The following is a 24,426-nucleotide window of genomic DNA, read 5'->3' on the forward strand; positions in this document are numbered from 1 at the left end:
TTTCTCCACTATGCCCCCGAAGGGACTGCCCTTGAGGCAGGGGCGAAGCCCCTACCGGCTTTACTTCTTGGGCGTCATCACGACTTTGTCAGAGCTGATCCCGATGGCCATCGCCGCATCATAGATGCGGAGGGAAAGGCCAAAATGGGAATCTGCGCCAGCCTGAATTACAACCGGTGCCTCCGGACGCTCTACGCTTTCTTTCTTGATGATCGATGACACGGACGAGATATCCACATAACGGAACTCATGCATGATCCGGCCGTTGTTATCGATAATGAAAGCGATAGCGCGCTTGTCATCTTCCGGTGGCGGAGGAGTTTCACTATTGTTGTCCTCCGGTTTGTTGATCTCCAGACCAGACTCTTTGACAAAGGTTGCGGTCACGATGAAGAAGATCAGCATGATGAATACGATGTCGAGCATCGGCGTCATGTTGACTTCGGCTTCGTCGCCCCCTTTTGCAAATTTACGCATTGGTAAATACTCCGATTCTGGTCTTAGTGATCCGTTGTCAGGCTGTCTTCGAGCCGCTCGGATTCGCGTTTTGCACGACGTTCGATATAGGTGCTCAGGAAAATGCCGGACAGTGCAGCAACCATGCCCGCCATAGTCGGGATTGTTGCCTTCGACACACCTGCCGCCATGGCGCGAGCGTTCGATGAACCCTGTGTCGCCATAACTTCAAACACCTCAATCATACCCGTAACCGTACCCAGCAGCCCGATAAGCGGACAAAGGGCAACGAGCGTCTTGATCATGCCAACACCCTGATTCAGGTTGTTGTTGACCTCGGAAATCATGGCTGTGCGAATTTTATGCGCATACCATGACCGACGCTCGGCACGGGATTCCCATGCATCGACAACGCGATTCTTCTGCTTGTTGTACTCCAGTGCGAAGTACCAAATACGCTCGATGATCAGCACCCACATGATGAACGTGACGCCAAGCACCAGGAACAGGACGTTACCGCCCCGCTCCATGAAGGCTTGGATCGCGCCGAATGCTTCATTAAGCGCTAGCATTCGCGTGCTCCTTCTCTGCGTGAACCGCGATGATACCAGCGGACTGTTCTTCCAGTACGTGAATCACGGACTTGGAAGTGCCGGCAACAAAGCTGTGCAGGAGCAGAGTAGGGATTGCAACCACGAGGCCCTCTACCGTCGTCATCAGAGCGGCGGAGATACCTGCGGCCATCATGCTTGGGTCACCAGTACCGAACAGGGTAATCGCCTGGAAGGTCTGGATCATACCAGTCACTGTACCCAGCAGACCGAAGAGCGGTGCTACTGCGGAAATCAGCTTGATCAGCGTCAGGAAGCGCTCAAGGGCAGGCGTTTCCTTCAGGATTGCTTCGTCAAGCTTCAGTTCCAGTGTTTCGACATCAACATTCTTGTTGCTGTCGTAAACAGACAGAACACGGCCCAGTGGGTTGTTGGTGTCAGCAACTTCGGAGCGAATCTGCTTCTTCACTTTGCCGGAAACCATCATCAGATAGAGCCACTGAACAACAGCCATCAGAACACCGATCGCCCCCAGAGCAAGAGTGAGGTAACCGATGAAACCACCCTGAGCGAGATACTCAGGCAGTGTTGGCTTTTCAACTTCCAGGCTCAGGATCTGACCACGGGATGGGTCAAGAGCGATTTCAGAGAAGCCGCCGGATGCGTTCTGGAACGTGTCAATTGTACCAGTCAGACGACCGGAAGGCTGACGCTGCAGCTCTTCAACTTCGCCAGTGCTTGGCTTGTAGATGTAGAATTTGCCGTCGCCTACGATGCCGAAGTCACCGATACGGGTTACGTCGGTTTCGTAGGTGTTGCCATCTACGCCGCGAACAGTCTGGTTGAAAGTCACGATTTCAGACGAACCGATCATTTCCTGAACCATCACTACTGGCCATGCGCGGATTTCTTCAATCGTTGGCAGTTCAGCAGAGTCAGAAGCTTTTTCTACCAGCGTGTTGATTGGGCCCATACGGCCAGGGTTGTCGATTGTCACGTGAGACGTGGAGATAATCGACTTGGCGTCACCAGCGTTTTGTTGAAGAACACCGAAGAGTTCCTGAAGCTGACCGAGACGCTCGCGCTGGACTTCCAGTTGACGGGCGATTTCAGCTTCGTTGTTGCGGCGTGTTTCTTCAAGACGCGCGGATTCACGCTCAAGGCGTTGCTGCGTCTGGCGCTCTTCGGCCAGAAGCTGAGCTTGTTGCTCTTTGCGTGCCATGAACTCACGCTCACGCTCTTTGTGCTGTTGCGTTTCAGTAGCACGGCCTTCTTTCACTTTGTCCAGAAGGCTATTGAGGTCTGCGGTCTGGGCGTTCGCTACGGCGGACAGACCCATGACGAGAACTGCAGCAGAGGTCAGAATCTTTTTCATTGTTATCTCCCCTTCTGAACCGGTGCTTTGACAGGCAGTACCAGTACATCTACAGGCATCTGGCTGCGTGCCATGCGAATGAGCTGCTTAACTGGCGTTGCATATTCTGCGTCCAGTTGAACCCAAGAACGGGAGTCCTGATCCCAGGTAGCAGTCTCTTTACCGTCTTTCGTCTGGTAGTAGAAACCAACGCGACCGATACGAACGAAGTCAACACTACGACCGTCAGCCAGCTGACCTTCGTAGGCGTTACGCGTACGACCGTACTGAACTTCAGCTTTGTAAGCTTCAAGAATCACACGGAAACGCTCTGGGTCGCTTACGTTTGGATCGTCAATGACGTCCGTCAGGTTTGCGACACGCTCGCGGCGCTCTTCGATCTGGAATGGGATATCGAGCTCAACAAACTCAGACAGGTCTTTGACCATGTCTTCCATGAGCGGAATCACCTGACGTTTGATTTCGTCAATCTGCCCGATGGAGCGTTTGATTTTCTCGATTTCTTCTTCCTGCTTGGTGATCACACGGCGCTGTTGAGCATTGTAGGCGCGCAGGCCTGCATTGGTCTTCAGAACCGTTTTGAAATCCGTGTAAAGTTTGGAAGTAGCGTCGGCTGTTTTATCAATAGTAGCCTGGGACGCTTGTGCGATTTTATTGGCCTGGTTTACCTCTTCAACAATCGACTTCAGGCGTGCGTCTTGTGCGTTTGCAACAGTAGCACCCAGAAGGATCGAGGCAACCGCAGCCGTCGAGACAGCTATACGTTTCACTTTAGCCTTATCCATTTTCTGCCCACATGGGTTTTAACAAAGCTACCAGCCTCCTCGGAAACCGAGGCCGCCAGCAGCGGATTAAACCTTGCAAAGAAAAGGTGCCCGAAGGCTCCTAACCTTTACCCTTTCAAAAATTGGGAGCAAGCCGACAGCTATGCATAGTCCCGGACCCAAGAGCCCGTTCAGTCAAAGTGTCGTATCAAAAGGCTTTCCCGTACCTCTCCCAATTGTGCCGACCACCACACGGATTTTCTCCGCTTCTAATCTCATTGTCTCGCCGTCTAGGTTCCGACCTCGGGGAGGCAGGAGGACGATTTATTATGATTTTCCCCGCCTCCAGAAACTGTCGTCTCTGAAAGTGGAGATGAGACGGGCGGTCCGGCTCGGAGCCTATCATCCAAGAATCTTCTGTGATTCCAAGCAAAAATTTCACTTTTCGTGTCAGAATCCCGTCAAGCATATAATTTTACTGCTTTCATTCCTGTGGATGAATAGGTGAAACTAGTATGTAATAATATAACTATTGCAATGCAAAGTCAATTGTTTAGCAATGATCTATGCAAGCAGATGGGAATGTATCGGATGCATTCGGACTTTGATTGGCACCTGAGTGCGCTCGCCAAACCATGGTTTAGAAAGTGTCAGGAACGGGTAGCGTTTTTCTGCTGCAACTCCATCAGCGCGGCAACGACGCCGTGCCACTGATTCTCGGTAGATACCTGAATTGCATGTTCAATTCCCATATGGCTGGACAAGCGACTGGCCAACATCCGGCTATCTTCAGAGATGTGTCCGGTGTCAAAATCGCTCGCGCCGCCGTGGGGTGAAGCACAAGATGTTGAACGCATACTGTAACCCTTAACTAAGCACTTACCTCTCGCAGCCAGCTACTGCCGACAAGCAAAGATGCTAGCAGTCAGTTCTAAAAATCGGGTTAACAGTTGCCGACGAATTGATCCAAAGCAGGTGAAAATTTATTCAGCGCTGATCAGCTTTTTTCCACCAAATTGCATGCAAAACCTCCCCTGAGGGAGGGTGATTCGGTGTCACGGTACATAAAAATCGGCGCAGCAGGGAGAATCAGGAGCCGTTTCTAGCGGGTGTCGTCAGAGACCGTGACCCGCCGCAGGCCCCGTACGCTGTTGCCGATATATACCTCGTCTGCCGCCAGAAGGTCCTCGCGGCGAATCATCTGTTCTGCGATGGCGGGTGTATGGTCTGCCAGAAGCGCTTGCCTGAGCGTGCCAGCCAGAAGACCGCATGCAAGGGGCGGGGTCAGCCACAGGCCGTCCTTGACAATAAAGACATTGCTGATGGCGCCTTCCGTCAGTTCATCCTTTTCATTGAAGAAGAGGATATCGTCGTACCCGGCCTTGAAGGCGCGCGCGAAAGCGCCGTCATAGAGCTCTCGTCTCGTTGTCTTGTGGTGCAGGAAGGTATCGTCTGACTTCACGCGGTCTTTCGCCAGACAGACCCGTCCTGTCTGCGCCTGGGGCAGAAGCGGGGCACTGGTCACGGTGACAGCGCCAGTTTGGCCTAGCAATAGGCGCACCCGGCGCGGCGCATCCAGTGGCATGCAAGCCTCGCCGTGCTCATCAAGCATGGCCAGCGCGTCGGCGCGGTCTAAAGCGAAATCGAAATAGCGGGCGCTGGCCTCAAGCCGCGCCAGATGCTCGTCCAAAAGGTCGAAGTTGCCGTCCACCTCAAGCTTCATTGTTTCAATGAGCGAGAAATCCTTGGCTTCTGTGCGGGTGAAGCGCGCCTTCAGCAGGCATTCTTCATATTCGCCCGTCGGGTCGCTGTCCGCCACGACGCCGCTGCCCACGCTCAGGCGGCCTTTGCCGTCAGGCCCGAAGGTCAGGGTGCGAATCGGCACGTTGAGGGACCAGTCCATCTGGCCGTTTTCGCCCGCAGACGGATCAGGCGGGCTGAAGTGGCCGATGGCGCCGCAGTAGATACCGCGCGGCGCGGCTTCAAGCTCAGCGATGATCTCCAGTGCCCGTACCTTCGGCGCGCCGGTTACAGACCCGCAGGGAAACAGCGCGTTCAGAAGCCCTGATGGTGTCAGGCCTTCGCTGGCCTTTGCCGTGATGGTGGAAGTCATCTGCCACAGGGTCGGGTAGCATTCAGTCTCGAACAGGCCCGTGACCTGCACGCTGCCGGGCTCGCTGATGCGGCTCAGGTCATTCCTGATCAGGTCGACGATCATCAGGTTTTCGGCGCGCGATTTCTCATCGCTCTTGAGCGCGGCGGCCACGGCTTCGTCCGCTTCAAGGGTCAGCCCCCTGGGCGCTGTGCCTTTCATCGGCTTGCCGGTCAGCCTGTCGCCCTCGCGCCTGACGAACAGCTCCGGCGAAAGCGATAGCACCTTGTGCCCGCCATGATCCGCCCCTGTGTCGATATAGGCCCCGAAGGGCACCGGCTGGCTGGCCCGCAGGCGCTCGTAAAGCGCAAGCGCGTCGCCTTCAAGGGTGCAGGGAAGCGGGAAGGTGTAGTTGATCTGATACACATCCCCCGCATGAATATAATGATGCACCTTCTCGATCGCGGCCAGATAGTCGACTTCCGTGACGGGCGAATCACCGATCTCAAGCTTTGCCATATGCCGGTTGCCGCGCCGGGCGCTGAAAAGGGCTTCCGTCATATCTGATGGCGTCAGGGTCTTGCGGTGGCGGGTGGCCATCATCCAGATCAGCGGCTCATCGGCGCGCTTGGTCATCCGGGGCTTCAGGCGCGGCTCGAAATGGGCAGCGCATTCGTATGATATCCAGCCCGCCAGGTGCAGGCCGGATGCGAGCGCGGCGTCCATGGCCTCAAGCGCAGGGCCGACTTCCTCGAGCGTGTGTGCCACAATCACCGTTTCCGGGTCATGAAACAGAAGCGACCGACCCGCCCGGTGCGCCGGGCGGCTATCATCAAGGAGCACCATCGGCGCGTGTCTCAGGTCGGTCACATTCATGTCTCAAATTCGGGCACGCCGGTGGATTGGCGCGCTGGCCTGCTTTCCAATATTTAGTTACTATTGAAACTGTTGGGCTGGCGGATTAGAACCAGTCCCGAAATCCGGGTCCTTATGTGACACAGCTTCAGGCGCGTCAATATGCGTGCCCCATAATATAGAGGGAAAGTCCCGATGCCCCCAATAACTGATGCCGCAGGGAGCCAGCACGCCACCGTTGATCCGGCTGAGCTTGAAACCATCACTGATCTGTATGATCGGGTGCAGTGGCTGTCGTCCTGGACCATCCATCACGCCAACAATATCCGCGAAAGCCGCGACGGCCTCAAGGTGGGCGGGCACCAGGCCTCAAGCGCTTCGCTGGCGGCGATCATGTGCGCGCTTTATTTCGGGGTGCTTCGGCCCGAAGACCGGGTGGCGGTAAAACCGCACGCAAGCCCGGTGTTCCACGCCATCCAGTATCTGTTTGGCAAACAGACGCGCGAGCAGCTGGAGCGCTTCCGGGCGCTGGGCGGCGCGCAAAGCTATCCCAGCCGCACCAAGGATATCGACGATGTGGATTTCTCCACCGGGTCTGTAGGGCTTGGCGTGGCCATGACGGCTTTTGCCTCCATGGTGCAGGATCATCTGATCGACCGCGGCCTGATGGACGCCAGCAAGGCTGGTCGCATGATCGCCCTTATGGGCGACGCTGAGCTGGACGAGGGCAATATCTATGAAGCACTGATCGAAGGCTATAAGCATAACCTCAGGAACTGCTGGTGGGTGATCGACTATAATCGCCAGAGCCTCGATTCGATCACATCCGACCGCATGTTTACCCGATTCACTGACATCTTCGAGACAACGGGCTGGAAGGTGATCAATATCAAATACGGCAAGAAGCAGCAGGCGGCGTTCAAGAGGCCCGGCGGTATCGCGCTCCGTGACTGGATTGATGCCTGCCCCAACACGCTTTATAGCGCGCTGACCTACAAGGGCGGTGCGGCCTGGCGCGAGCGCCTGATGGCAGACATCGGCGCGAAGCGCGGCGTGAAGAAGCTGCTGGAAGGCTATTCAGACACTGAACTGCAGGCGCTGATGACTAACCTGGGCGGTCATGACATTGAACTCCTTTTGGAGACCTTCCGATCTATCGACAGTGACCAGCCACACTGTTTCATCTGCTATACGGTCAAGGGTTACGGCCTGCCGTTCCAGGGCCACAAGGATAACCATTCTGGCCTGATGAACCCATCCCAGATGGCGGAGCTGCAGGCGCAGATGGGCGTGCCGGAAGGCAAGGAGTGGGACCTGTTCGCCGGCATGGAAGACAAGGCAGCACACCTTGAGAAATTTCTGACGAAAGTGCCGTTCAACCAGCCGGCCACCCGCCGCCATGATGCGCCGACACTGAAGCTTGAAGACGCGCTTGAGCCCGGCTCAGGCAAGCAAAGCACGCAAGTTGCGTTTGGCAAGATCATGAACGCACTTGGCAAGGGCACCAGCAAGCTCGCAGACCGCATCATCACCACCAGCCCGGACGTGACGGTATCGACCAACCTGGGCGGCTGGGTGAACCAGCGCGGCATCTACAGCCGCGACCTGATGGAAGACGTTTTCAAGGCAGAAAAGGTGGTCAGCCCGCAGATATGGCAAGGCCACGGCAAGGGCCAGCATATGGAACTGGGGATCGCCGAAAACAACCTCTTTCTGGCGCTTGCTGCCATGGGGCTGGCGGGCAGCCTGTTCGGCGAACGGCTGATCCCGGTGGGCACGCTATATGACCCCTTCATTAACCGCGGCCTGGATGCCCTCAATTACGCCTGTTACCAGGACGCCCGCTTTATGCTGGTGGCCACGCCAAGTGGCCTGACGCTCGCGCCGGAAGGCGGCGCGCACCAGTCAATCCATACGCCGGTGATCGGCATGGCGCAGGACAAGCTGGTGTATTTCGAGCCCGCCTATACCGATGAGCTGGCGGCCATTATGGCCTGGGGGTTTGATTACATGCAGGCGCCGGACGGCAGCTCCGTCTATCTGCGTCTTTCCACCCGCGCGCTCGAACAGCCATCGCGTGATGGCGATGCCTGGCAGGCCGATATGCTCAAAGGCGCCTATTGGGAACACGCGCCGGCCCAAGGTGCGGAGCTGGCGATCATCTACACAGGTGCGGTGGCGCCGGAAGCAAATGCCGCCCTTCAGGAAATTCTGGAAGACGTCCCAGGCGCAGGCCTGATGGCTGTGCCGTCGCCGGACCTGTTGCACAAGGACTGGTCGGAAAGTGTTCGCTCGCTCGGGCGTGACGGCGTGCGGCGGGAAAGCCATATTGGCCGTCTGCTTGCCAGCCTGTCGCCGAACGCAGGGATCGTGACGGTGATTGACGGTGCGCCCACCACGCTCAGCTGGATAGGCGGCGTGAAAGGGCACCGCACCATGCCGCTGGGGGTCGATCAGTTCGGCCAGTCGGGCGACATTGATGACCTGTACGACAAGTACCGTATTGGCACGGATGCGATCCTTGATGCCTGTGCGTCGGTGTATGTGGTGGATTGATTGACACATTTCGCGAAAAATTTTCCCTTCTGAGTTGTTTTGTGTAGTCTGCCCTCATAAACAGCCCGACGTTTGGTGAAGGATAGGCAGTGCAAGTGTTTAGTTTGAAACGGCTTCAGGCGAATACCTGGTGGAAGAAGCTGGCCATGGTGCTGCCTGCCTTTTTTACGGCTGCTGCTTTTGCTGACAGCGACACGTCAGAACCTGTCGACATCTCATGGTATCTGTTTGACTATCCGCCCTCCTATATCACCGAAGGCCCCTATGAGGGACAGGGATACCAGGACCAGATTCTGGCAGATATCGAACGGTCCGCGCCTTCCATTCGTATCCACCGGATTGCCACGTCAATGGCACGGGTCATATCGAACATGGAACATGAAAAAGGCGCCTGTGCCGGGGCACTGGCGAAAACGCCCGAACGCATGACCTACATGGTTTTTTCTGATCCTATTCTTGTCTCCATGCCGCTCCGGCTGGTGATCAGGAAGGATATGATGGCAACCTTTTCGCCATTTCTTGATGACAAGGGCCAGGTGATGTTGTCGGCGCTTTTAAACACCGAAGCCGGACTGAAGGGCGGAGTTGTGAAGGGGCGTGCCTATGGTCAACAGCTGGACGTCGCCATGGATAAAGAAGCCCGGTTGGGCAATGTGGTGCGCGCGGGGCAGGGGCATCTGGTCCTCCGCATGCTGGCCCGTGGCCGCATCGGCTATACCTTCGGCTATCCGGATGAGATTGGGTTCTACGCCCGTATGCTGGAGAGCGAGGGTGTGGAAGCGAAATTTGCGATGCTTCCTGTTGCTGGTCATTCCACAAACTCTCACAGCCATATTGGCTGCACGAAAGATGCGGCGGGCAAAGCTTTCATTACGGCCGTGAACCGCGTCATCGCGGAACCAAAAACGCATGCAAGATGGCAGTCTTACTATCTGAACTGGGTGGACCCTTCGGCGCGCGCTGCAGTTACCGCCACAATTGATCAAGATATTCAATAGCAGTAGCCCATACAGCGCGCGGTACCATTTCAGCTAAATTGACAGCGCTGTCCTTAAGCGTATGATCGTCAAATAATACAAAAACATCAGCGAGGAAAATTAAGTGAGCGACCGTCAGGCGGGCTATTTGCCGTCATTAACCGCCATGCGCGGCATTGCCGCCACCTGGGTAATGCTGTTTCATATCGATGTAAGTCTGTTCTATCGCAATTTGGGGCCCTTGGTTCCGCATGAAGTGACGGGGCTGATCACCGGTGGCTACATGTGGGTGGACTTCTTTTTCGTGCTAAGCGGCTTTGTTATTACCCACGTCTATGCAGGTCATTTTGAGACCGGGCTGGGCCTTCCGGCGGTGCGTGCTTACCTGAAGGCCAGGTTCCTTCGGATTTACCCGTTGCATCTTTTTACACTGCTGCTGCTGATCCTTTTCTGGCAGGGACTGGAAGCGTTCCAGCCTCATCTGATGGATGACAGCATGCGAACCTATTTTTCGCCCGCAGCCCTGCCCAGCAACTTTCTGCTGACTAACGCGATGGACCAATATGTGTTTCTGTCTTGGAATATTGTGTCTTGGTCTATCGGTGCAGAATGGTGGACCTACTTTGTGGGCATGTTGATGCTGGTTCTGATTGGCCGGGGCAGGGCAGCGGCAGCGCTTGTCATTATGGGGTTTGCAGGCGTCTGCCTGCTATCTCTTGTGCATCCTGAAGGTAAGCTGGACATCACTTTCAACTATGGCTTCTTCCGGTGCCTGTTTGAATTTTCGATGGGGGTGGGCCTTTATCGTTTTTACAGGCAGGGGGTGTGGCAATCCTGGTTGAAGACGGACGGTGTTGTCTTCATCGTTCTCGCTCTGATTGCCCTGGCGCTGCATTACGACTGGAGCGACCTGACATTGCCGCCGCTTTTCGCCTTGCTGGTGATCGCGGGCGCAAGCAACCGGGCCAACTTCTCACGGATAATGGAAACAGCTTTGCCGCGCTATTTGGGCAAGATTTCCTACTCTGTCTATCTGATGCATGGGGTCTGGTTCATGGTTTTCTGGGCGTACTTGCCACAGCTGAAACAGGTCTTTGGATTTGACGCACTGCCGCTTCAATACCGGACTGTCTATCTGGTGGCCTTTGTGGCTGTGTCTGTTGTTTCGGCGACGCTGACTTACCGGTATGTCGAGGTGCCTGGCCGCACCCTGTTCAGGCGGCAGGCTGCCATCGCCAGGCCACAGCCTGTTGTTGCCACTGCGGACGTGCCTGAGAAATAGAAAAAGCGGCCGCAGCCGCTTCTTGATCTGCTTTTGCTGCAACTGACTAGATTACGCCGTAGCCGCTCAGAAGCCCTACGACGCTGGCGATCAGGATCACCAGCCAAGTGAAGACGGTGCCCCAAAAGCGGAACGGGTTGCGGCCTTCGAATTTGCCGAAAGTCAGCCCGTGCATATAGCGCCCAACCACAAAGAAGGCAGACAGCACGATCAGGAAAACGCTGTTCACGCCCCGATATTCCAGAAGCCCGATCAGGATCATGGCCATCGGCGCGTATTCGATAAGGTTGGCGTGTGCCCGGATGGCGTTCTGCAGGCCTTCGTCGCCGCCGTCGCCGATAGAAACTTTGGCGCGCCCTCTGTTTTTTGCAACGTTATATGATAAATAGAAAAGAAGCAGGCCCAAAAAGCTTGCAGAAATTATGGTAATAGTCATAAGCCCTCCCCGGTTGCTATGGGAGAAGGGTGGTGCCAGAAGGCATGAAGGTCAAGTAAGGAATACAAGTGGATCGGAAAGTCAAAGATCGGTTCAGGGACTGGAACTTGCTGCACAAATCCGTTGTGGCATTGATCGCGGCCTTTTTCGTAAGCGTTGCCTACCGGGCGGTCATCGTGATCGATTCCGCCTTCGAAGTGCAGCAGGAAGCCGTGCTGCCCTACGCCGCAGAAACTATCTGGCCCTGGATATATACACCCGAGCGCCGGAGCAACTGGCAGGCGTGGCAGATCGATTATGCGCCCTATATGGGGGCGCCGGATAAGGTCGAGTCGACACGCCTCGCGCGCTGGAAGAAAGAATATAAGCGGTGGCATGCCGTTGAGCGCACGACCGAAGTCGTGCAGGCCCGCGTCTACGCCACGGTTCAGGAATCGGACAAGGATACACGCTGGTTCCGTGTCGAGCTGACGCCGGAAGGGCCGTGCAGTACCCGCGTACGCCTTTATGACATGGTGCGCCCCAAGGGCTATGAAGAGCGGTTCTGGTTTTTTACCAGCCTGGACGACGAGCAAAAGAGGGTCGACGCATCGCTTAAGGCGCTGGATCGATGGGTAGACGGAACGTCAGAGGGATGCGCAACCACCGAAGAATAGATGGCGGTGAAGCTACTGTCTCGTGGGAGATATGGATGGATGTGGTTGTGGCAAGCGCCAGCCAGAACGCCCGGCAGTTACAGAGGACCTAGTCGTCGGCCACGTCAAAATCAGTGAATTCCCATTCGTCGATGTTTTCCATCTCGGCCAGGAACAGGTTCTCGGCCGCGACAACAGCTTCCTCTTCTGAGGACGCTTCAACATCGGTAACCCAATAGAAGGTGCCATGTGGAAGTGCTGCTTTCAGGGTAACTTTGCGGCGAGCCATAGGGGTGTCCTTAATTCTGCTTGTTTGGTGTTTTAAAAACATCTCACAAGCGCCGGTCTAGCATGAAGCAAAAGCCCCTGCAATCACCCCGATGGCTATTTTCGCCTTTTTGGTCGGGCAGGCTATAGCGAGCGCCCGATCAGTTCCTTCATGATCTCAGACGTACCGCCATAGATGCGCTGGACCCGGCTGTCTGTATAGTGGTGCGCGATCTCATATTCGGCCATGAAACCGTAGCCACCGTGAAGCTGCACGCAGGTGTCCACAACGCGGCCCTGCATCTCGGTTGTCCACAGCTTGGACATGGCGCCGCCCACAGCGTCCAGTTCGCCTTTCACATGGCGGGCAAGGCACTGGTCGATGAAGGCCCAGCCCACATCAATCTCGGTTTTCATTTCCGCCAGCTTGAAGCGGGTGTTCTGGAACTTTGCGATCGGACGTCCGAACGCCTGGCGTTCCTTGACATAATCCAGCGTGATATCGAACGCACGCTGCGCGCCAGCCATGGCAATCACGCCGATCGACAGGCGTTCCTGCGGCAGCTGCTGCATCAGATACATGAAACCCGCCCCTTCATGCCCGATCAGGTTGGTGGCCGGGACACGGACCTCGTCGAAGAACAGCTCTGACGTGTCCGATGAATGCTGGCCAATTTTCTCGAGGTTGCGACCGCGGCGAAAACCCTCGCGGTCGGCCTCCACCACAATCAGGCTGACGCCCTTCGCGCCTTCACCCGGGTTGGTTTTGCAGGCCACGATGACAAAGTCGCAATTCTGGCCGTTTGAAATGAAGGTCTTCTGGCCGTTCACCACATAATGGTTGCCGTCCAACTTCGCGGTGGTCTTGATGCCCTGCAGGTCAGACCCGGTGCCTGGTTCCGTCATGGCGATGGCGCCGACCATCTCACCAGTGGCCATTTTCGGCAGGATGCGTTCTTTCAGGTCGTCGGACCCATAGTGAAACAGGTATGGCGCCACGATGTCTGAATGCACCGCCAATGCTGCACCACCCGCGCGGGTGTAGACTTGCTCTTCGTTGATCACGCAGTTGAAGCGGTAGTCGCCGCCAACGCCGCCATATTCTTCCGGCATCTGCGGGCACAGGATTCCGGCTTCACCCGCCTTGTTCCAGAATTCGCGGGGCACCTGCCCGGCCTTTGACCATTCCGCTGTATAGGGGGTGGCTTCGGCTTCAAAGAATTTGCGGACAGCGTCCCGGAAAATATGGTGCTCTTCGTCATAAACTGCACGGCGGGCCAGCATGTGGTTTCCTTCCCATTTGTTCCCTCTGGTCTATGAAGATGGGGCGGGGTCGGGGAGCTGTCAAATAAAATGGACGGAACAGTCCACTAATTGCCGGTTTGTCAAGGGGAAGTAGCGAGCGTGCGGGCACAAAAAAAGGGACCGATTGGTCCCTTCCGTTCGTTGATAGGGCTTTTTGTTCCCTATGGGTGTGCCCCCCGAGTGCCCTTTTGCATTCGGAGTGCCCTTTTATCCGTCCTGTGACCGGCGGTAGGCGCGGATCGCTTCGTTCATGCGGATCTGCAGTTGGCGGCGGCGCTCGTGGACGGCGGCCAGGTCTTCATCCCAGCGCGCCTGCTGTTCTTTTGTCAGGTAAGGCATGATTTTCGCGGCCCGCTGGTCCATGCAGGTGAGATATTCATCCACCTTTTTGGAATATTCCACGATGGCATCGCGGCTGTCGCGAATCTGGTCGGCGGTTGCAACACTGCCGTCGGGAACGGGTGGCTGGTCCATCGGGGGCTCGCCACAATCGGCTGCAGTCGCAGGCGCGCTCATCACCAGGAAGCCAGCAAATACTAGAGACAGGGTTTTCATCATCGATTTCTTATCCTTACCAGTCAGAGACCGCATCATACAAAGTTTGGCTCATAGAACAACTGCCATAACAGCTTGGCCAAAATTGGGCGGCGACAGGTGGCGTTGAATGAAGAAAGGGCCGGCACTGGGCCAGCCCTTCTTTGATTGGTCGGCGTTCTAGTCAGCCTTCTTGGCCGCAGCTTTCTTCTTTGGTGCTGGTTTCTTGGCTGCCGGCTTTTTCTTCGGAGCCGCCTTTTTCGCAGGCTTTGCCTCTGCTTCGGCTTCACCGCCGGAGAGGTCGATCGGCTCGGGCGCTACGTCATTCGCCGCCGGTGCCTCGGCTGCCTGTGGCGCTGCAGATGGTTGCTGTGCTGCCGCGGCTGCTTGCTGGGCTTCCATTGCTTTCGCGCGGGCTTCGTCTTCCGCCTTGGCATGCTCCGGGAACAGTTGGCGATAGACGGCATTTACGCGGCCGCCAACGTCCGAAAGGGCTTTCGCCACGGCCTGTAGGTTATACCCGACGCCGCGATAGTAGAATGTATGTGTGTTCGGGTTATAGGCGCGGTAGATGCATTCTTCCGGCGTATTGCCGTCACCTATCTGGGCAGGGTCGCCGACGAAATCGAAAATAACCTGGCGGCCTTTGGTGTTGCCGATCCACTCCTCGACCTTCTCATCAGCGCGTTCCCAAAGCTCGGCCAGACGGCGGTCGTTCAGCGGGTGCTTCTCAGGCAGTTGCAGTGCTTTACGCAGCGCTTCTCCCCGACCGCGGGCACGGGCGCGCGTTGGCCACAAGAGCAATGAAATCTGGCTCGACGGCATCAGGACCATCTGGCCGCCGTAAAGGACACCATTGGCTGCCTGGTTCATAACAGCCTGGTTGAAAAGGTCGAACGAAGCCTGCGCGTGAAGGCACTGGTTCCTCAGTTCGTGAATGTAAATGGCAAGCGTATTATTATCCATGTCAACTATTCGCTTTATTCTTGAGTTTGTTCGCAGCTGTCCCTCTGCACCTCCTCCCAGATGGTGCGCCTGAATAGCCTATTCAAGCCAGAGACTGCCCCCTATGGCCTGAGCGATAGCACAAGCGATCCCCCAAATACCAGCACGGAATCGCGCCTTTTGGCACAAGACATCACGTTGCCTCATTGCCAGAACAGGGCGAAGACTGTAAACTGCCAGTGGGTGAAACAAGTTGGGTGCAAAAATGGCTGATGCTGCTTTTGCTGCAAGTTCGCGGGGTGCGAGCCCTGTTTCCCGTGCGGAACGTCCTTCCGCGCGCCCCAGCAGTGCGTCTTCAGGCCAGTCAGCAGACTTCAGTCGGAGCCTGAACCAGGGTCAGGGCGAATCGGGGCGTCTTCTGCCTGGGCAGGGCACGCCACCGCCACAACCCGGTCGAGGTTTGCTTGGTAACGGCGTTTCGTTTCTTCTGGCCCAAACAAGAACGCAGGAAGCCAACGCTCCCTTGCCGCCAGTCTCCAACTTCGAGCGGGCAAAAAACCGCTATCTGGCGACACAGTCCAACATCAAGGATACGATCGCGGCCAACAGCATCTTGCGTGGCGAAGCCAGCGATGCTTCCGTGGCCGAAGATGCGGCATCTCATGCTCATGTCTATGATGATGATGTCGAAGAAGCCCAGTCGGGCCCTGTGCAATATGCTTCCGGCAGCCTGATTTAGGCGCTGTTTTTTTTCCAGTCCCCTAATTCGTCCCTCAATCTTTTGAGCTAATCCATGACCGAAAAATTTTACATTCAGCACTGGGATGCTGCCTTGTTGAAGCGGCAGGCAGAGGCTACGGCGTCTGCCGTCAAGGCGATCTTGCCGGATGCGGATGTTCGTGAGGTCGGCAGTACCGCAGTGGCCGGTGCAATCGGCAAACAGGATATTGATCTTTTGGTGCGTGTAGCTCCAAACGCATTTACCGAGGCCCGCGATACTCTTGATGAAGTTTTTCCACGGAACTCTGAACAGCTTTCGACATGTGACTTTCAGGGCTATTTGATCCCCGATGATTTGGACGTTGCTGTGCAACTGACTGTCCATGGCGGGCAATATGATGTGTTTCTGCCTTTTCTGGATGCACTGACTTCAGATGCAGTGCTTCTCGAGGCCTATAATCAGCTAAAGCGGGATTGGCACGGAAAGTCCATGCAGGACTACCGTACGGCAAAGTCAACCTTCATTGAGGCTGTTTTGGCAGACCTTGGGTAAAGTGACAGTTAGGACGCGAGTTGGGAAGACAGGATCGTGAGCCAACGGTTTACCCGTTTCTCATGTTCGCCCGGTTTGCTGTCGCCAATCGGCTTGCGGCTATAGATTGCCAAGGCGCTTGTATAGTTGTCGATTTCGATGACCCGAACCGTCAGGACCGCTGGAATGCTCTCGCCAGGCAGGCGTTCGAGGAAGTCAAACTGGTTATTGACGGGATCAAAGCCATAAGTGCGGATCGTGGGCATGCCGTCCACATAGTCGGCAAGAGCGAGGCGGAGCGTACGGGCATCCACCTCGAAGCGGGCTGCTGGACCGTTGGTGATTGCTGCCTCGCACAGGGTGGCCGGGCACAAAAGGTACCCGCTATCGTCCCCCTCGAAGGCCAGCGTCTCAAACTCAACGGTCTCAAGCGTGCCGCTTTCATCGCCGAAAATACTATCGCCCCCGCCGATCTGGACCAGGAAATAGACTGCCAGTCCAATGACTATGACAAAAAGACAAAGCCCGATGGCGAGGGAGCGAAATTTTTCCAGCATGATAACCTTTAAACCAGTTGCTTAACCCAGGATCGAGCCAAGCTGCATGGCAAGGCTCATGTCGCCTTCTACACGCAATTTACCGGTCATGAAAGCCATCTGTGGATTGAGATTTCCTTCGGCGATCTGGACGAAGTTGTCCATGGTGACTTTCACAGTGCAGTCAGCCTCGGAATCCTCATTATCAACAACAGTTGGAGACGCTTTGCCGTCAATGCGGACAACGCCGTCGTCGCCGAAATCGAACTTGATAATGGCGGCGAGTGGGGAATGCGAACCAACGCGGCCGCGGATTTCTTCAGTGATTTTTTCCAGTGACATAATGTCCTCCCTTGCAACTGATAGTGAATATTGGACTTAACAGTCCAGAAATCAATCAGTTATTGCTTATATCTCAGTTCTGGTCGTCTTTTTTCTTCTTCAGCTTACCAACGAGGCTGGTGATGCCTTTTTCAAGCGACCCTTCCTTGTCTTTTACAAGCTCTTTCAGTTTGTCGGATGCGCCAGCTTTGATGAGGGCCTGCGCAATCTGTGGCTGCAGCACGGACATGACGTGGCGCGCGATCTCTGCTGGCGCCATGCCTTTCTCATCTGTGCCAAGGTCGGTTATGGTGAAGTCAGCGAGCTCGATTGTCTTGTCCACACTCAGCGCGCCTTCGGTTTTCACGGCAACCTTAGGCGCCCTGATCACCATTTTCTTGATGGTGAGGGTAATGTTTGACGGCTTGGTATCGTCTGCTGGGCCCACATTCTGCTGCAGCTGCTCGAAATTGGTTTTGCCGTCGATTCGGCGGGCATCCAGCATGGGAGAATCAATCACGATACTGTCGATGATTACATGGTCAGACAGGAGCGTGCTTGGCTGCAGCTGCATGTCGAAACTGCCAAGGCTGGCAATCTGGCCTTCCCCATAGCCTTCGGGCTGGCCGATCTCAAGCCCCTTGAAGCTGACTTTTCCGGAAAAGGGCGACAAGTTGATGCTTTCAACTGTCACAGGAACCTTGAGGGTTTTTGGCCCACCGGTTTCAACGCCGGCTTTTACGATGGTGTTGATCTGGCTGTAGGCGACGCCTACGCCTACCAGCAGAATAACCACCAATCCAAGAAATAGTTTTTTCATTGTCGTGCCTCCGTCCCGCTTCGATCCGATTGGCGATTATGATGGCACTGTTTTACGGCCTTGTTAAGGCATAAGGCTGAGGGAATGCGTGAACAAAAGTCTTAACGAATCCCGTCAGTTATGCCAGCATGGCGGCAAAGCTTGGCAAGTTGACCGATAAAGGGTGGTGATTTCATGGCTGTGCTGACGCAAGTTCTCCTGCTGGTGTCCTATATGATCTTGGGGCTCGCGGTGATGATAATCCCACCGCGCCTGTTCGGGATGCCTGAACAATTGGCGCAGCTCCTGGGGGTCGTGGTTTTTTTCGGGGCCTGGCAGATACAAAATCTTTTCACCGTAAGGCGGATCGAAAAAGAAACGTCCGCTCGGGTGGCCGTTCTTGAAGATGTGACAACCATCCTTCGTGGGGACTTGGAACGGACCCGACGCAAGACGGAGCAAGGTGACGAAAAAAGCGATGAAGTCGTCGGTGAACTGAAGGTACTGCATACCCTTCTGACGCAGCTGATGAAGCGCGAGGTGGAGCTTGAAGCCAAGGTGCCCAAGGCTACCAGAATCGCACAACGGGGCGGTAAGGCTGGTATCCTTGAGCCAACCGATGAAGAGGCGCTGGCGCTGAGCGCAGACCATGTGCCGGAAAAAGTGGTCGACACGAAGGCTGAAACCAAACAAGGCAAGACACCGGAATCGGCTCTTGAGTTGGAGCCTGAAGGTGACGTGGACGATGATGGCGGGCTTGAGCTTGATGAAATCGAACTGACGCCGGAAGAGGCCGCGATGGCAGTTGTGGACGAGGGCGACGGTGAAGAGATGGAGCCTTTGCCCCAGGATGAAGAGGGTGAGGATGAGGGCGTAGAGCCGGGCTCCGATGCGCCGCGGCCAAACCGCCCAACCCCCAAAGCGCCGGTGCGCGGTAAGAAAGCGCAAATTCGCCTGATCAAGCGCGAGGATCAGCTTCTGTCTGTGATCCGAAGTTCGCTTGCAGAGAACCGGGTTGACCTTTACCTGCAGCCGATTGTGACACTGCCTGCCAGGCGGTCGGTCCATTATGAATGTTTTTCCCGTGTGCGGGACGAAGAAGGTCGTATCATCCTGCCGCGCCAATATATGAGGGTGGCTGAAAACAAGGGGCTGATCGGGACAATCGACAACCTCCTGCTGTTCCGCCTGATCCAACTGGTGCGCCGGCTTGGCAAGCGGCGCCCGAAGGTGCGCTTCTTCATCAATATGTCCCGTTACTCAATGGAGGATGAAGAATTCTTCCCGCAGTTCATCGATTTCATGTCGGCCAATTCGGAGTTCCGTGACCGCCTGGTGTTTGAAATCAGCCAGGAAGATTATTATATGCTGCCAGGCGAGGTGAAGGAACGGCTTCTGGCGCTTGGGCGCAAGGGGTTTGGTTTCTCAATGGATCTGGTGAAGGATTTCAATAAGGACTTCACCTATTTGGGTGAGAATAAGTTCCAATTCATCAAGGCCGATTTGGGTGATTTGATGGCTGCGCATCCTGAAGAAGGGGATGTGGAAGCGATCAAATCGTTCCTGCGACGGAACGGCATGCAGTTGATTGCGAGCCGGGTTGAGAGCGAAGATGATGTGCTAATGGCGCTGGAGTCCAAGGTGGAATATGCCCAGGGATATCTGTTCGGCGAACCAACATCTGCCGCTAATCTGAGCAGCGAATTTTAATTTGTAACGAGTAGGTCATTCGGGTGTCCGCCTAAGCCCTAGCTCCAAAATCTGGAGGCAGTTTCATGCCGAACTCATCCGGTACCAGCGTGCATATAGCCGCTGGACTAAGTGAATTGATGGACGAAACAGACCTTGTGATCTGTGATCTTTGGGGCGTGATGCATGATGGCCTGAAGCTGCATTCTGGTGCGGTTGACGCGATCCAGAAGGCACGCGCTGCAAGGGCGAAGACCGTTTTCCTTTCCAACGCTCCGCGTCCGCGCGGCTATGTAAGGGATCATTTGCTTGAAATGGGTCTGCCTTCTTCGCTGACGGATTTCGTCGTGACCTCGGGCGGCTTGGCACGCGATGAGGTGCGCGAGCTGTATTCGGGTGCGAAGCTCTATCATCTTGGGCCGGAAGGTGATCGCAACACTGTTGAAGGCCTGCCAGTTCAAGAGGTGGGGCACCCGGATGATGCCGAGATCATCCTGGCGACTGATCTGGACTTCCGCGATATTGATGCCCATGGCCCCTGGTTGCGAACCGCCGCAGAGCGGGGTGTTCCCTTTTTGTGCGCGAACCCTGACAGGATCGTGCATGTGGGTGATCGCCTTTACCCCTGTGCCGGCGCTGTGGCGGACCTCTATGCCTCAATGGGCGGGGATGTGCATTGGTTTGGAAAGCCCACCCCGAAAGCTCTGAGGTCTTGTGTCAAGGAAGTCGGCCTGGACGCGGACACCACCGGCGAAAGGGTCATGATGATCGGGGACAGCCTGCAGACAGATATAGCGGGAGCAGGTGCCGCAGGTTATCGGGGGATCTTTATCACAGGGGGGATTCACCGCAATGATGCCCCGCTTCTCGACCAGGCCTCGAACAAAGGGCGTGTGCCTGTGCATGCCTTCCGAAAGATATTTGGTAAGGAAAAGGCTGTACCGCATGCTGTCATGCATAGCCTGAAGTGGTAGGAGCCCAAAGAAAGAACCGGGCCGAAGCAAGCTCCAGACCCGGTTCCTTTTGAACTGTCAAGCTGGCCTAGCCGAACAGGGCGTCGATATCGTCCTGGCTGACCTCTTCACCTTCGGGAAGATCGATCTCTTCCTCTTTGGCTTCTTTGGCCGGCTCGGCTTTCTTTTCAGCCTTTTTCTTTTCTTCCTCGGCTTTTTTCGCCTCTTCCGCTTTCTTCTCGGCTTCCTTTGCCTCGTGCTCGGCTACCGGATCGAAATCCTCCTCGAACATATTGTCGAGTTGTTTGGGCGAAACGGCCTTCGGAGCTTCTACTTTAGGTTCCGGTTTTGGCTCAGGTTTCGGGGCAGGCTCTGGAGCAGGCTCAGGGGCTGGTGCTGCAGCCGTTTCCGCAGCCTTGGCCTGGGTGCCCATGAGGGCGTCAACCTCTGACTGGTTGATGCCTTCGCCTTCGAGTGCAGGGCCGGACAGCAGCGATCTGTCTTCCGGAATAGGGCCTGCGGCTTCCTTGGCTTCCTCGATGTCCTGTTCGGTAACACCAAGAAGGTCACGCAGTTCCATGACGCGGGTTTCAATGTGTGCGAGCGTCTCAACGACCTTGGAAATGCGTTGGCCTGTGATGTCCTGGAAGGAACAGGCTTCAAAAATACGCATCACGGCGTCCTGGCTGGTGGCGACATAATTGTCTTTGTCGTCAGGGTCCAGCGCCATGATTTCCTCGGCAGCCTCCATGATGGTATTGGTGGCTTCCTCGGTCTGCTGAACAATCGCATCCAGTTCCAGGCCAGCGCGTGGAATCCTGGCGCTTTCCAGATCGCCCGGCTGCAAGGATGCAATCTCTTTCCGCGCGTTGGAGATATAATCGCTCAGCGATCGGCATTCCCGGTAAATAGACGTATCGATTGATTTGAAGAAAACCGACATTGTTCCGATCAGCACTTCGGTTACCGATGCGACATCGGTCAAAGACAGTTGCGTCGTATCTTGCTTCCGTAAGCTGTCGACTAGCAGTTGGATCTGCTTCGGAAGCGCCGGATTGGTCATCAGAAGTCTCCGAGCACCGCTACCAATTTGGTTTTCAGCGTCGCAGCGTTGAACGGCTTAACAATATAGTTGTTAACGCCGGCCTTTTTCGCCGCAATCACGTTATCCGTCTTGGATTCTGCCGTAACCATAATGAATGGTGTGTTTTTGATTACGTTGTCGGCGCGAACCTCTTTCAGGAACTCGTAACCGGTCATCGGCTCCATGTTCCAGTCGGAGATGATCAGGCCATATTGTTTGGCCCGTGCTTTTTCAAGCGCCATAGCACCGTCGGTTGCTTCGTCCACATTGTTGAAGCCAAGCTGCTTCAAAAGGTTGCGGACAATCCGCAGCATTGTCTTGTAGTCGTCGACGATAAGGATCGGCATACCCATATCAACGGCCATGATAATTCCTCAATATTATTGATTACGCACCCTCAGTGCCAACGTGACACCGCTAAATTCCTAAACAGGACACTAGCCCCGATAGCATGAAGAATTGGTTAACCCATCGCTGCGTAAGTTTCAAACACTAACTCGTTCATTTGAAACCATATTATTGCGCGCCAAAGCTATCATACCCAAGAAAAGGTGGACAAAATGCAAAGAATTCCGCCATTTAGGTCGATATTCCTGCTTCAGTATGCCTGAAGGAGGCATAAATGGTACAGCAGCTTTTTTTTGAAGATATAGCCATTGGCCAGAGCGAGTCGATCACAACAGCCGTTACGGCTGAAATGTTTGAGGCGTTTTCGGAAGTTTCCGGTGACGTTAATCCTTTGCACCTGTAAAAATTGGGGCACTGTCGTCGCAACGGTGGAAGTAACGTCTTTGGAAAAGAACCGGGTGTCTTCCAAAACCAATTGTATGGTAGGGGACAAAACAGTGGTGACGGGTGACGCATTGGTGTATGTCCCGAGCCGACCAGCCGCTTAAATTGCGGCAACTGAACAACCGGGCCCCAGAAAACACAGCGGTCGGGTAGCAACGAGGATGGTTCACACCATGCGCCTTCTGAGGCACATCAATGAGGTTGGCGCCGAGCATCGCGGCAATGTTGTTGCGCTCGGCAATTTCGACGGCTTCCACCGGGGGCACCAGGTGGTCATCGGTGAAGCAGGGCGTCTGGCACGTGAGATGAAGCTGGGCCTTACGGTGGTGGTGACAGAACCTCACCCGGTCAGCTTTTTTGCTCCCAAGGCGCCGCCGTTTCGCCTGACCCCATTTCGTGAGCGGGCACAGCTTTTAGAACAGTTTGGCGTTGACCAACTTCTGGTTCTGCCTTTTGACAAGTCTCTGGCCGGCATGCCTGCCCAGGATTTTGTTACTGAAATTCTCCTGAAGGGCCTTGATACCAAACATGTGTTCGTGGGCTATGACTACCGTTTCGGCAAGGGGCGCGGAGGCGGCACGGATGTGCTGGCCTGGATGGGAGAAATGGAAGGCTTTGGCCTCAGTGTCATCAAGCCTGTCACAGTTGGGCTCGAAGGCTATGCCGGAGAAGTCTATAGCTCTACCCTGGTTCGGCAGGCGCTGCAGGCCGGTGAGGCACGCAAAGCCGCCGCGCTTCTTGGGCACTGGTGGTCGATCAATGGCCGGGTAACGAAGGGCGATCAACGTGGCCGTACCATTGGATTTCCGACAGCCAATGTAGAGTTGGGGGAGAGCCTTCAGCCGAAATTGGGCGTCTACGCCGTGCGGGTGCATATCGAAGGCGATGATCGGGTAATCCACGGTGTTGCCAATGTCGGAAAACGGCCGACTTTCGATAAACGTGATGTCCTTCTTGAAGTGCATATGTTTGACTTCGATGAAACCTTGTACGGCAAGCATTTGCGTGTCGAACTGGTCGCTTTCCTGCGTCCGGAACAGAAGTTCGAGGGGATTGAGGCGCTCAAGAATCAGATACACCGGGACAGCCGTGTGGCGAGGATTGTCCTGGCAGAGCCCGAAAATGCCCGTGACCGCCTTGAGGCGCCAACACTTGATCGCTATCTCAACCTCTTTCCAGAGCCACATATCCGTGCCCGTTAGGGGTTTTGAAGCGCACAAATTCATACGGGGGACGCAATGGAACTTCTACTTGATTATCACATTTGGGTCAGCTTTCTGACACTGACATCGCTCGAAATCATTCTGGGCATCGACAATGTGGTCTTCATTGCGTTGCTGGTAGGGCATTTGCCGGAAGGTCAGAGGAAACGGGCCCGCATGATTGGCCTGACACTGGCGCTCCTGATGCGAATTCTGCTTCTCCTGGGTGTTGCCTGGATTATCAGCCTGCAGACACCCTGGCTGACGCTCTTTGGCCAGGAGTTTTCCGGTAAGGATATCCTGATGCTCCTTGGGGGTGGATTCCTGCTCTATAAAGGCACCAACAGTATTCACGACGAAGTAACGGGGGACTATAAGGCAGAGATCAAAGCCGCTACAGGCGGTATGGCTGCAGTGATTGCGCAGGTGGTGTTCATCGATATAATTTTTAGTTTCGATTCCGTAATGACTGCTGTGGGCATGACAAAAGTCATCCCAGTCATCATTGCTGCCATGACCATCGCCATGCTGGTGATGATGTTCTCAAGCGGCTATATCGCCAGCTTCATCGAGCGTTTCCCTACGCTCAAGATTCTGGCGCTTAGCTTTATCATGCTCATTGGTGTGTTCCTTGTGGCGGAAGGGCTCGGCTTCCATGTGCCCAAAGGTTACATTTACTTCGCGATGGCCTATTCCCTGGGTGTTGAATGCCTCAACCTTCTCAGGCGCCGCCGCAAGCTGGCAAAGCAAGAAAGCTAGTTCAAACCG

General features: G+C 55.4%; 27 protein-coding genes. 11 read left to right on the top strand and 16 right to left on the bottom strand.

From position 1 onward, the window contains the following. Window positions 1-60: 60 nt before the first annotated feature. From KORM41_RS01335 to pabB, 6 genes are all read right to left on the bottom strand, one after another. The gene (locus KORM41_RS01335; RefSeq protein ID WP_068143586.1) at window positions 61-477 is read right to left on the bottom strand and encodes an ExbD/TolR family protein; all 417 of its coding nucleotides are present in this window, start codon (window positions 475-477) and stop codon (window positions 61-63) included. Window positions 478-500: 23 nt separating this feature from the next. Next, on the bottom strand, window positions 501-1,028 hold the full coding sequence (locus KORM41_RS01340) for a MotA/TolQ/ExbB proton channel family protein (protein WP_068143589.1): 528 nt from the start codon (window positions 1,026-1,028) through the stop codon (window positions 501-503). Next, window positions 1,015-2,382, bottom strand: a complete 1,368-nt coding sequence (locus KORM41_RS01345) for a MotA/TolQ/ExbB proton channel family protein (RefSeq protein ID WP_068143590.1) — start codon at window positions 2,380-2,382, stop codon at window positions 1,015-1,017. The genes KORM41_RS01340 and KORM41_RS01345 overlap by 14 nt, the downstream gene beginning before the upstream one ends. Window positions 2,383-2,384: 2 nt before the next feature. After that, window positions 2,385-3,152, bottom strand: coding sequence for a DUF3450 domain-containing protein (locus KORM41_RS01350; RefSeq protein ID WP_197420915.1), 768 nt, complete (start codon window positions 3,150-3,152; stop codon window positions 2,385-2,387). Between the two features lie 644 nt (window positions 3,153-3,796). Continuing rightward, complete coding sequence (locus tag KORM41_RS21635; protein WP_156431847.1) at window positions 3,797-4,003, bottom strand: hypothetical protein; 207 nt, start codon at window positions 4,001-4,003, stop codon at window positions 3,797-3,799. 245 nt (window positions 4,004-4,248) lie between these two features. Further along, window positions 4,249-6,108 carry an aminodeoxychorismate synthase component I gene (pabB, locus tag KORM41_RS01355; RefSeq protein WP_197420916.1) on the bottom strand — a complete coding sequence of 620 codons (1,860 nt, stop codon included), beginning with the start codon at window positions 6,106-6,108 and terminating at the stop codon, window positions 4,249-4,251. Between the two features lie 180 nt (window positions 6,109-6,288). Here pabB and KORM41_RS01360 point away from each other — a divergent pair, with 180 nt between their 5' ends. The 3 genes from KORM41_RS01360 to KORM41_RS01370 all read left to right on the top strand — a co-directional run bounded on the left by KORM41_RS01360 (window position 6,289) and on the right by KORM41_RS01370 (window position 10,908). Beyond that, on the top strand, window positions 6,289-8,649 hold the full coding sequence (locus KORM41_RS01360; protein ID WP_068143597.1) for a transketolase: 2,361 nt from the start codon (window positions 6,289-6,291) through the stop codon (window positions 8,647-8,649). 95 nt (window positions 8,650-8,744) lie between these two features. Further along, the gene (locus KORM41_RS01365; RefSeq protein ID WP_068143599.1) at window positions 8,745-9,647 is read left to right on the top strand and encodes a TIGR02285 family protein; all 903 of its coding nucleotides are present in this window, start codon (window positions 8,745-8,747) and stop codon (window positions 9,645-9,647) included. A gap of 103 nt (window positions 9,648-9,750) precedes the next feature. Then, the gene (locus KORM41_RS01370) at window positions 9,751-10,908 is read left to right on the top strand and encodes an acyltransferase family protein (protein WP_068143601.1); all 1,158 of its coding nucleotides are present in this window, start codon (window positions 9,751-9,753) and stop codon (window positions 10,906-10,908) included. A 46-nt stretch (window positions 10,909-10,954) separates the two neighbouring features. Here the strand turns inward: KORM41_RS01370 and KORM41_RS01375 are convergent, their stop codons facing one another. Then, window positions 10,955-11,344 carry an MAPEG family protein gene (locus tag KORM41_RS01375; protein ID WP_068143603.1) on the bottom strand — a complete coding sequence of 130 codons (390 nt, stop codon included), beginning with the start codon at window positions 11,342-11,344 and terminating at the stop codon, window positions 10,955-10,957. Window positions 11,345-11,412: 68 nt separating this feature from the next. On the opposite strand from KORM41_RS01375, the gene KORM41_RS01380 reads away from it, so the two are divergent. Then, a complete protein-coding gene (locus tag KORM41_RS01380) occupies window positions 11,413-12,000 on the top strand; it encodes a hypothetical protein (protein ID WP_068143605.1) in 588 nt (195 codons plus the stop codon). 88 nt (window positions 12,001-12,088) lie between these two features. Here KORM41_RS01380 and KORM41_RS01385 read toward each other — a convergent pair whose 3' ends face one another. The 4 genes from KORM41_RS01385 to KORM41_RS01400 form a co-directional block, all read right to left on the bottom strand. Beyond that, window positions 12,089-12,268 (bottom strand): hypothetical protein, encoded by a 180-nt coding sequence (locus tag KORM41_RS01385; RefSeq protein WP_068143608.1) that lies wholly within the window; start codon window positions 12,266-12,268, stop codon window positions 12,089-12,091. Between the two features lie 122 nt (window positions 12,269-12,390). Next, on the bottom strand, window positions 12,391-13,527 hold the full coding sequence (locus tag KORM41_RS01390) for an acyl-CoA dehydrogenase family protein (protein ID WP_380084399.1): 1,137 nt from the start codon (window positions 13,525-13,527) through the stop codon (window positions 12,391-12,393). Window positions 13,528-13,758: 231 nt separating this feature from the next. Continuing rightward, the gene (locus KORM41_RS01395) at window positions 13,759-14,109 is read right to left on the bottom strand and encodes a hypothetical protein (RefSeq protein WP_156431848.1); all 351 of its coding nucleotides are present in this window, start codon (window positions 14,107-14,109) and stop codon (window positions 13,759-13,761) included. A 156-nt stretch (window positions 14,110-14,265) separates the two neighbouring features. After that, window positions 14,266-15,051, bottom strand: a complete 786-nt coding sequence (locus tag KORM41_RS01400; RefSeq protein WP_068143614.1) for a hypothetical protein — start codon at window positions 15,049-15,051, stop codon at window positions 14,266-14,268. A 244-nt stretch (window positions 15,052-15,295) separates the two neighbouring features. On the opposite strand from KORM41_RS01400, the gene KORM41_RS21640 reads away from it, so the two are divergent. Beyond that, window positions 15,296-15,769: a hypothetical protein gene (locus KORM41_RS21640; RefSeq protein WP_156431849.1), complete on the top strand. Its 474-nt coding sequence runs from the start codon at window positions 15,296-15,298 to the stop codon at window positions 15,767-15,769. Window positions 15,770-15,823: 54 nt separating this feature from the next. Then, window positions 15,824-16,303 carry a GrpB family protein gene (locus KORM41_RS01410; protein WP_068143618.1) on the top strand — a complete coding sequence of 160 codons (480 nt, stop codon included), beginning with the start codon at window positions 15,824-15,826 and terminating at the stop codon, window positions 16,301-16,303. Between the two features lie 8 nt (window positions 16,304-16,311). On the opposite strand, the gene KORM41_RS01415 is transcribed toward KORM41_RS01410, so the two are convergent. The 3 genes from KORM41_RS01415 to KORM41_RS01425 all read right to left on the bottom strand — a co-directional run bounded on the left by KORM41_RS01415 (window position 16,312) and on the right by KORM41_RS01425 (window position 17,959). Next, window positions 16,312-16,839, bottom strand: coding sequence for a hypothetical protein (locus tag KORM41_RS01415; protein WP_068143620.1), 528 nt, complete (start codon window positions 16,837-16,839; stop codon window positions 16,312-16,314). A 21-nt stretch (window positions 16,840-16,860) separates the two neighbouring features. Next, window positions 16,861-17,160 carry an SCP2 sterol-binding domain-containing protein gene (locus tag KORM41_RS01420; RefSeq protein WP_068143621.1) on the bottom strand — a complete coding sequence of 100 codons (300 nt, stop codon included), beginning with the start codon at window positions 17,158-17,160 and terminating at the stop codon, window positions 16,861-16,863. Between the two features lie 73 nt (window positions 17,161-17,233). After that, window positions 17,234-17,959 (bottom strand): DUF748 domain-containing protein, encoded by a 726-nt coding sequence (locus KORM41_RS01425; protein WP_068143623.1) that lies wholly within the window; start codon window positions 17,957-17,959, stop codon window positions 17,234-17,236. Between the two features lie 174 nt (window positions 17,960-18,133). Between KORM41_RS01425 and KORM41_RS01430 the strand changes: the two genes are divergently transcribed. Both KORM41_RS01430 and KORM41_RS01435 read left to right on the top strand, forming a co-directional pair. Beyond that, window positions 18,134-19,648, top strand: coding sequence for an EAL domain-containing protein (locus KORM41_RS01430; RefSeq protein WP_068143626.1), 1,515 nt, complete (start codon window positions 18,134-18,136; stop codon window positions 19,646-19,648). 65 nt (window positions 19,649-19,713) lie between these two features. Next, on the top strand, window positions 19,714-20,601 hold the full coding sequence (locus KORM41_RS01435) for a TIGR01459 family HAD-type hydrolase (protein WP_068143627.1): 888 nt from the start codon (window positions 19,714-19,716) through the stop codon (window positions 20,599-20,601). Between the two features lie 67 nt (window positions 20,602-20,668). On the opposite strand, the gene KORM41_RS01440 is transcribed toward KORM41_RS01435, so the two are convergent. Continuing rightward, window positions 20,669-21,643: a protein phosphatase CheZ gene (locus KORM41_RS01440; RefSeq protein ID WP_068143629.1), complete on the bottom strand. Its 975-nt coding sequence runs from the start codon at window positions 21,641-21,643 to the stop codon at window positions 20,669-20,671. After that, a complete protein-coding gene (locus KORM41_RS01445; protein WP_068143631.1) occupies window positions 21,643-22,029 on the bottom strand; it encodes a response regulator in 387 nt (128 codons plus the stop codon). Before KORM41_RS01445 ends, KORM41_RS01440 begins: the two co-directional genes overlap by 1 nt. 257 nt (window positions 22,030-22,286) lie before the next feature. Between KORM41_RS01445 and KORM41_RS22330 the strand changes: the two genes are divergently transcribed. From KORM41_RS22330 to KORM41_RS01455, 3 genes are all read left to right on the top strand, one after another. Beyond that, window positions 22,287-22,415 carry a hypothetical protein gene (locus tag KORM41_RS22330; RefSeq protein WP_269448945.1) on the top strand — a complete coding sequence of 43 codons (129 nt, stop codon included), beginning with the start codon at window positions 22,287-22,289 and terminating at the stop codon, window positions 22,413-22,415. A gap of 202 nt (window positions 22,416-22,617) precedes the next feature. After that, the gene (locus KORM41_RS01450) at window positions 22,618-23,658 is read left to right on the top strand and encodes a bifunctional riboflavin kinase/FAD synthetase (protein WP_231727057.1); all 1,041 of its coding nucleotides are present in this window, start codon (window positions 22,618-22,620) and stop codon (window positions 23,656-23,658) included. Window positions 23,659-23,694: 36 nt separating this feature from the next. Further along, a complete protein-coding gene (locus KORM41_RS01455; RefSeq protein ID WP_068143633.1) occupies window positions 23,695-24,417 on the top strand; it encodes a TerC family protein in 723 nt (240 codons plus the stop codon). Window positions 24,418-24,426 lie beyond the last annotated feature (9 nt).

This window comes from Kordiimonas lipolytica, from assembly GCF_001550065.1.

Coding starts and splice junctions, on each gene's coding strand:
- KORM41_RS01335 (WP_068143586.1), bottom strand. CDS start 477: ATGCGTAAATTTGCAAAAGGGGGCGACGAAGCCGAAGTCAACATGACG.
- KORM41_RS01340 (WP_068143589.1), bottom strand. CDS start 1,028: ATGCTAGCGCTTAATGAAGCATTCGGCGCGATCCAAGCCTTCATGGAG.
- KORM41_RS01345 (WP_068143590.1), bottom strand. CDS start 2,382: ATGAAAAAGATTCTGACCTCTGCTGCAGTTCTCGTCATGGGTCTGTCC.
- KORM41_RS21635 (WP_156431847.1), bottom strand. CDS start 4,003: ATGCGTTCAACATCTTGTGCTTCACCCCACGGCGGCGCGAGCGATTTT.
- KORM41_RS01360 (WP_068143597.1), top strand. CDS start 6,289: ATGCCCCCAATAACTGATGCCGCAGGGAGCCAGCACGCCACCGTTGAT.
- KORM41_RS01375 (WP_068143603.1), bottom strand. CDS start 11,344: ATGACTATTACCATAATTTCTGCAAGCTTTTTGGGCCTGCTTCTTTTC.
- KORM41_RS01385 (WP_068143608.1), bottom strand. CDS start 12,268: ATGGCTCGCCGCAAAGTTACCCTGAAAGCAGCACTTCCACATGGCACC.
- KORM41_RS01395 (WP_156431848.1), bottom strand. CDS start 14,109: ATGATGAAAACCCTGTCTCTAGTATTTGCTGGCTTCCTGGTGATGAGC.
- KORM41_RS01400 (WP_068143614.1), bottom strand. CDS start 15,051: ATGGATAATAATACGCTTGCCATTTACATTCACGAACTGAGGAACCAG.
- KORM41_RS21640 (WP_156431849.1), top strand. CDS start 15,296: ATGGCTGATGCTGCTTTTGCTGCAAGTTCGCGGGGTGCGAGCCCTGTT.
- KORM41_RS01410 (WP_068143618.1), top strand. CDS start 15,824: ATGACCGAAAAATTTTACATTCAGCACTGGGATGCTGCCTTGTTGAAG.
- KORM41_RS01415 (WP_068143620.1), bottom strand. CDS start 16,839: ATGCTGGAAAAATTTCGCTCCCTCGCCATCGGGCTTTGTCTTTTTGTC.
- KORM41_RS01420 (WP_068143621.1), bottom strand. CDS start 17,160: ATGTCACTGGAAAAAATCACTGAAGAAATCCGCGGCCGCGTTGGTTCG.
- KORM41_RS01425 (WP_068143623.1), bottom strand. CDS start 17,959: ATGAAAAAACTATTTCTTGGATTGGTGGTTATTCTGCTGGTAGGCGTA.
- KORM41_RS01430 (WP_068143626.1), top strand. CDS start 18,134: ATGGCTGTGCTGACGCAAGTTCTCCTGCTGGTGTCCTATATGATCTTG.
- KORM41_RS01435 (WP_068143627.1), top strand. CDS start 19,714: ATGCCGAACTCATCCGGTACCAGCGTGCATATAGCCGCTGGACTAAGT.
- KORM41_RS01440 (WP_068143629.1), bottom strand. CDS start 21,643: ATGACCAATCCGGCGCTTCCGAAGCAGATCCAACTGCTAGTCGACAGC.
- KORM41_RS01445 (WP_068143631.1), bottom strand. CDS start 22,029: ATGGCCGTTGATATGGGTATGCCGATCCTTATCGTCGACGACTACAAG.
- KORM41_RS22330 (WP_269448945.1), top strand. CDS start 22,287: ATGGTACAGCAGCTTTTTTTTGAAGATATAGCCATTGGCCAGAGCGAG.
- KORM41_RS01450 (WP_231727057.1), top strand. CDS start 22,618: ATGGTTCACACCATGCGCCTTCTGAGGCACATCAATGAGGTTGGCGCC.
- KORM41_RS01455 (WP_068143633.1), top strand. CDS start 23,695: ATGGAACTTCTACTTGATTATCACATTTGGGTCAGCTTTCTGACACTG.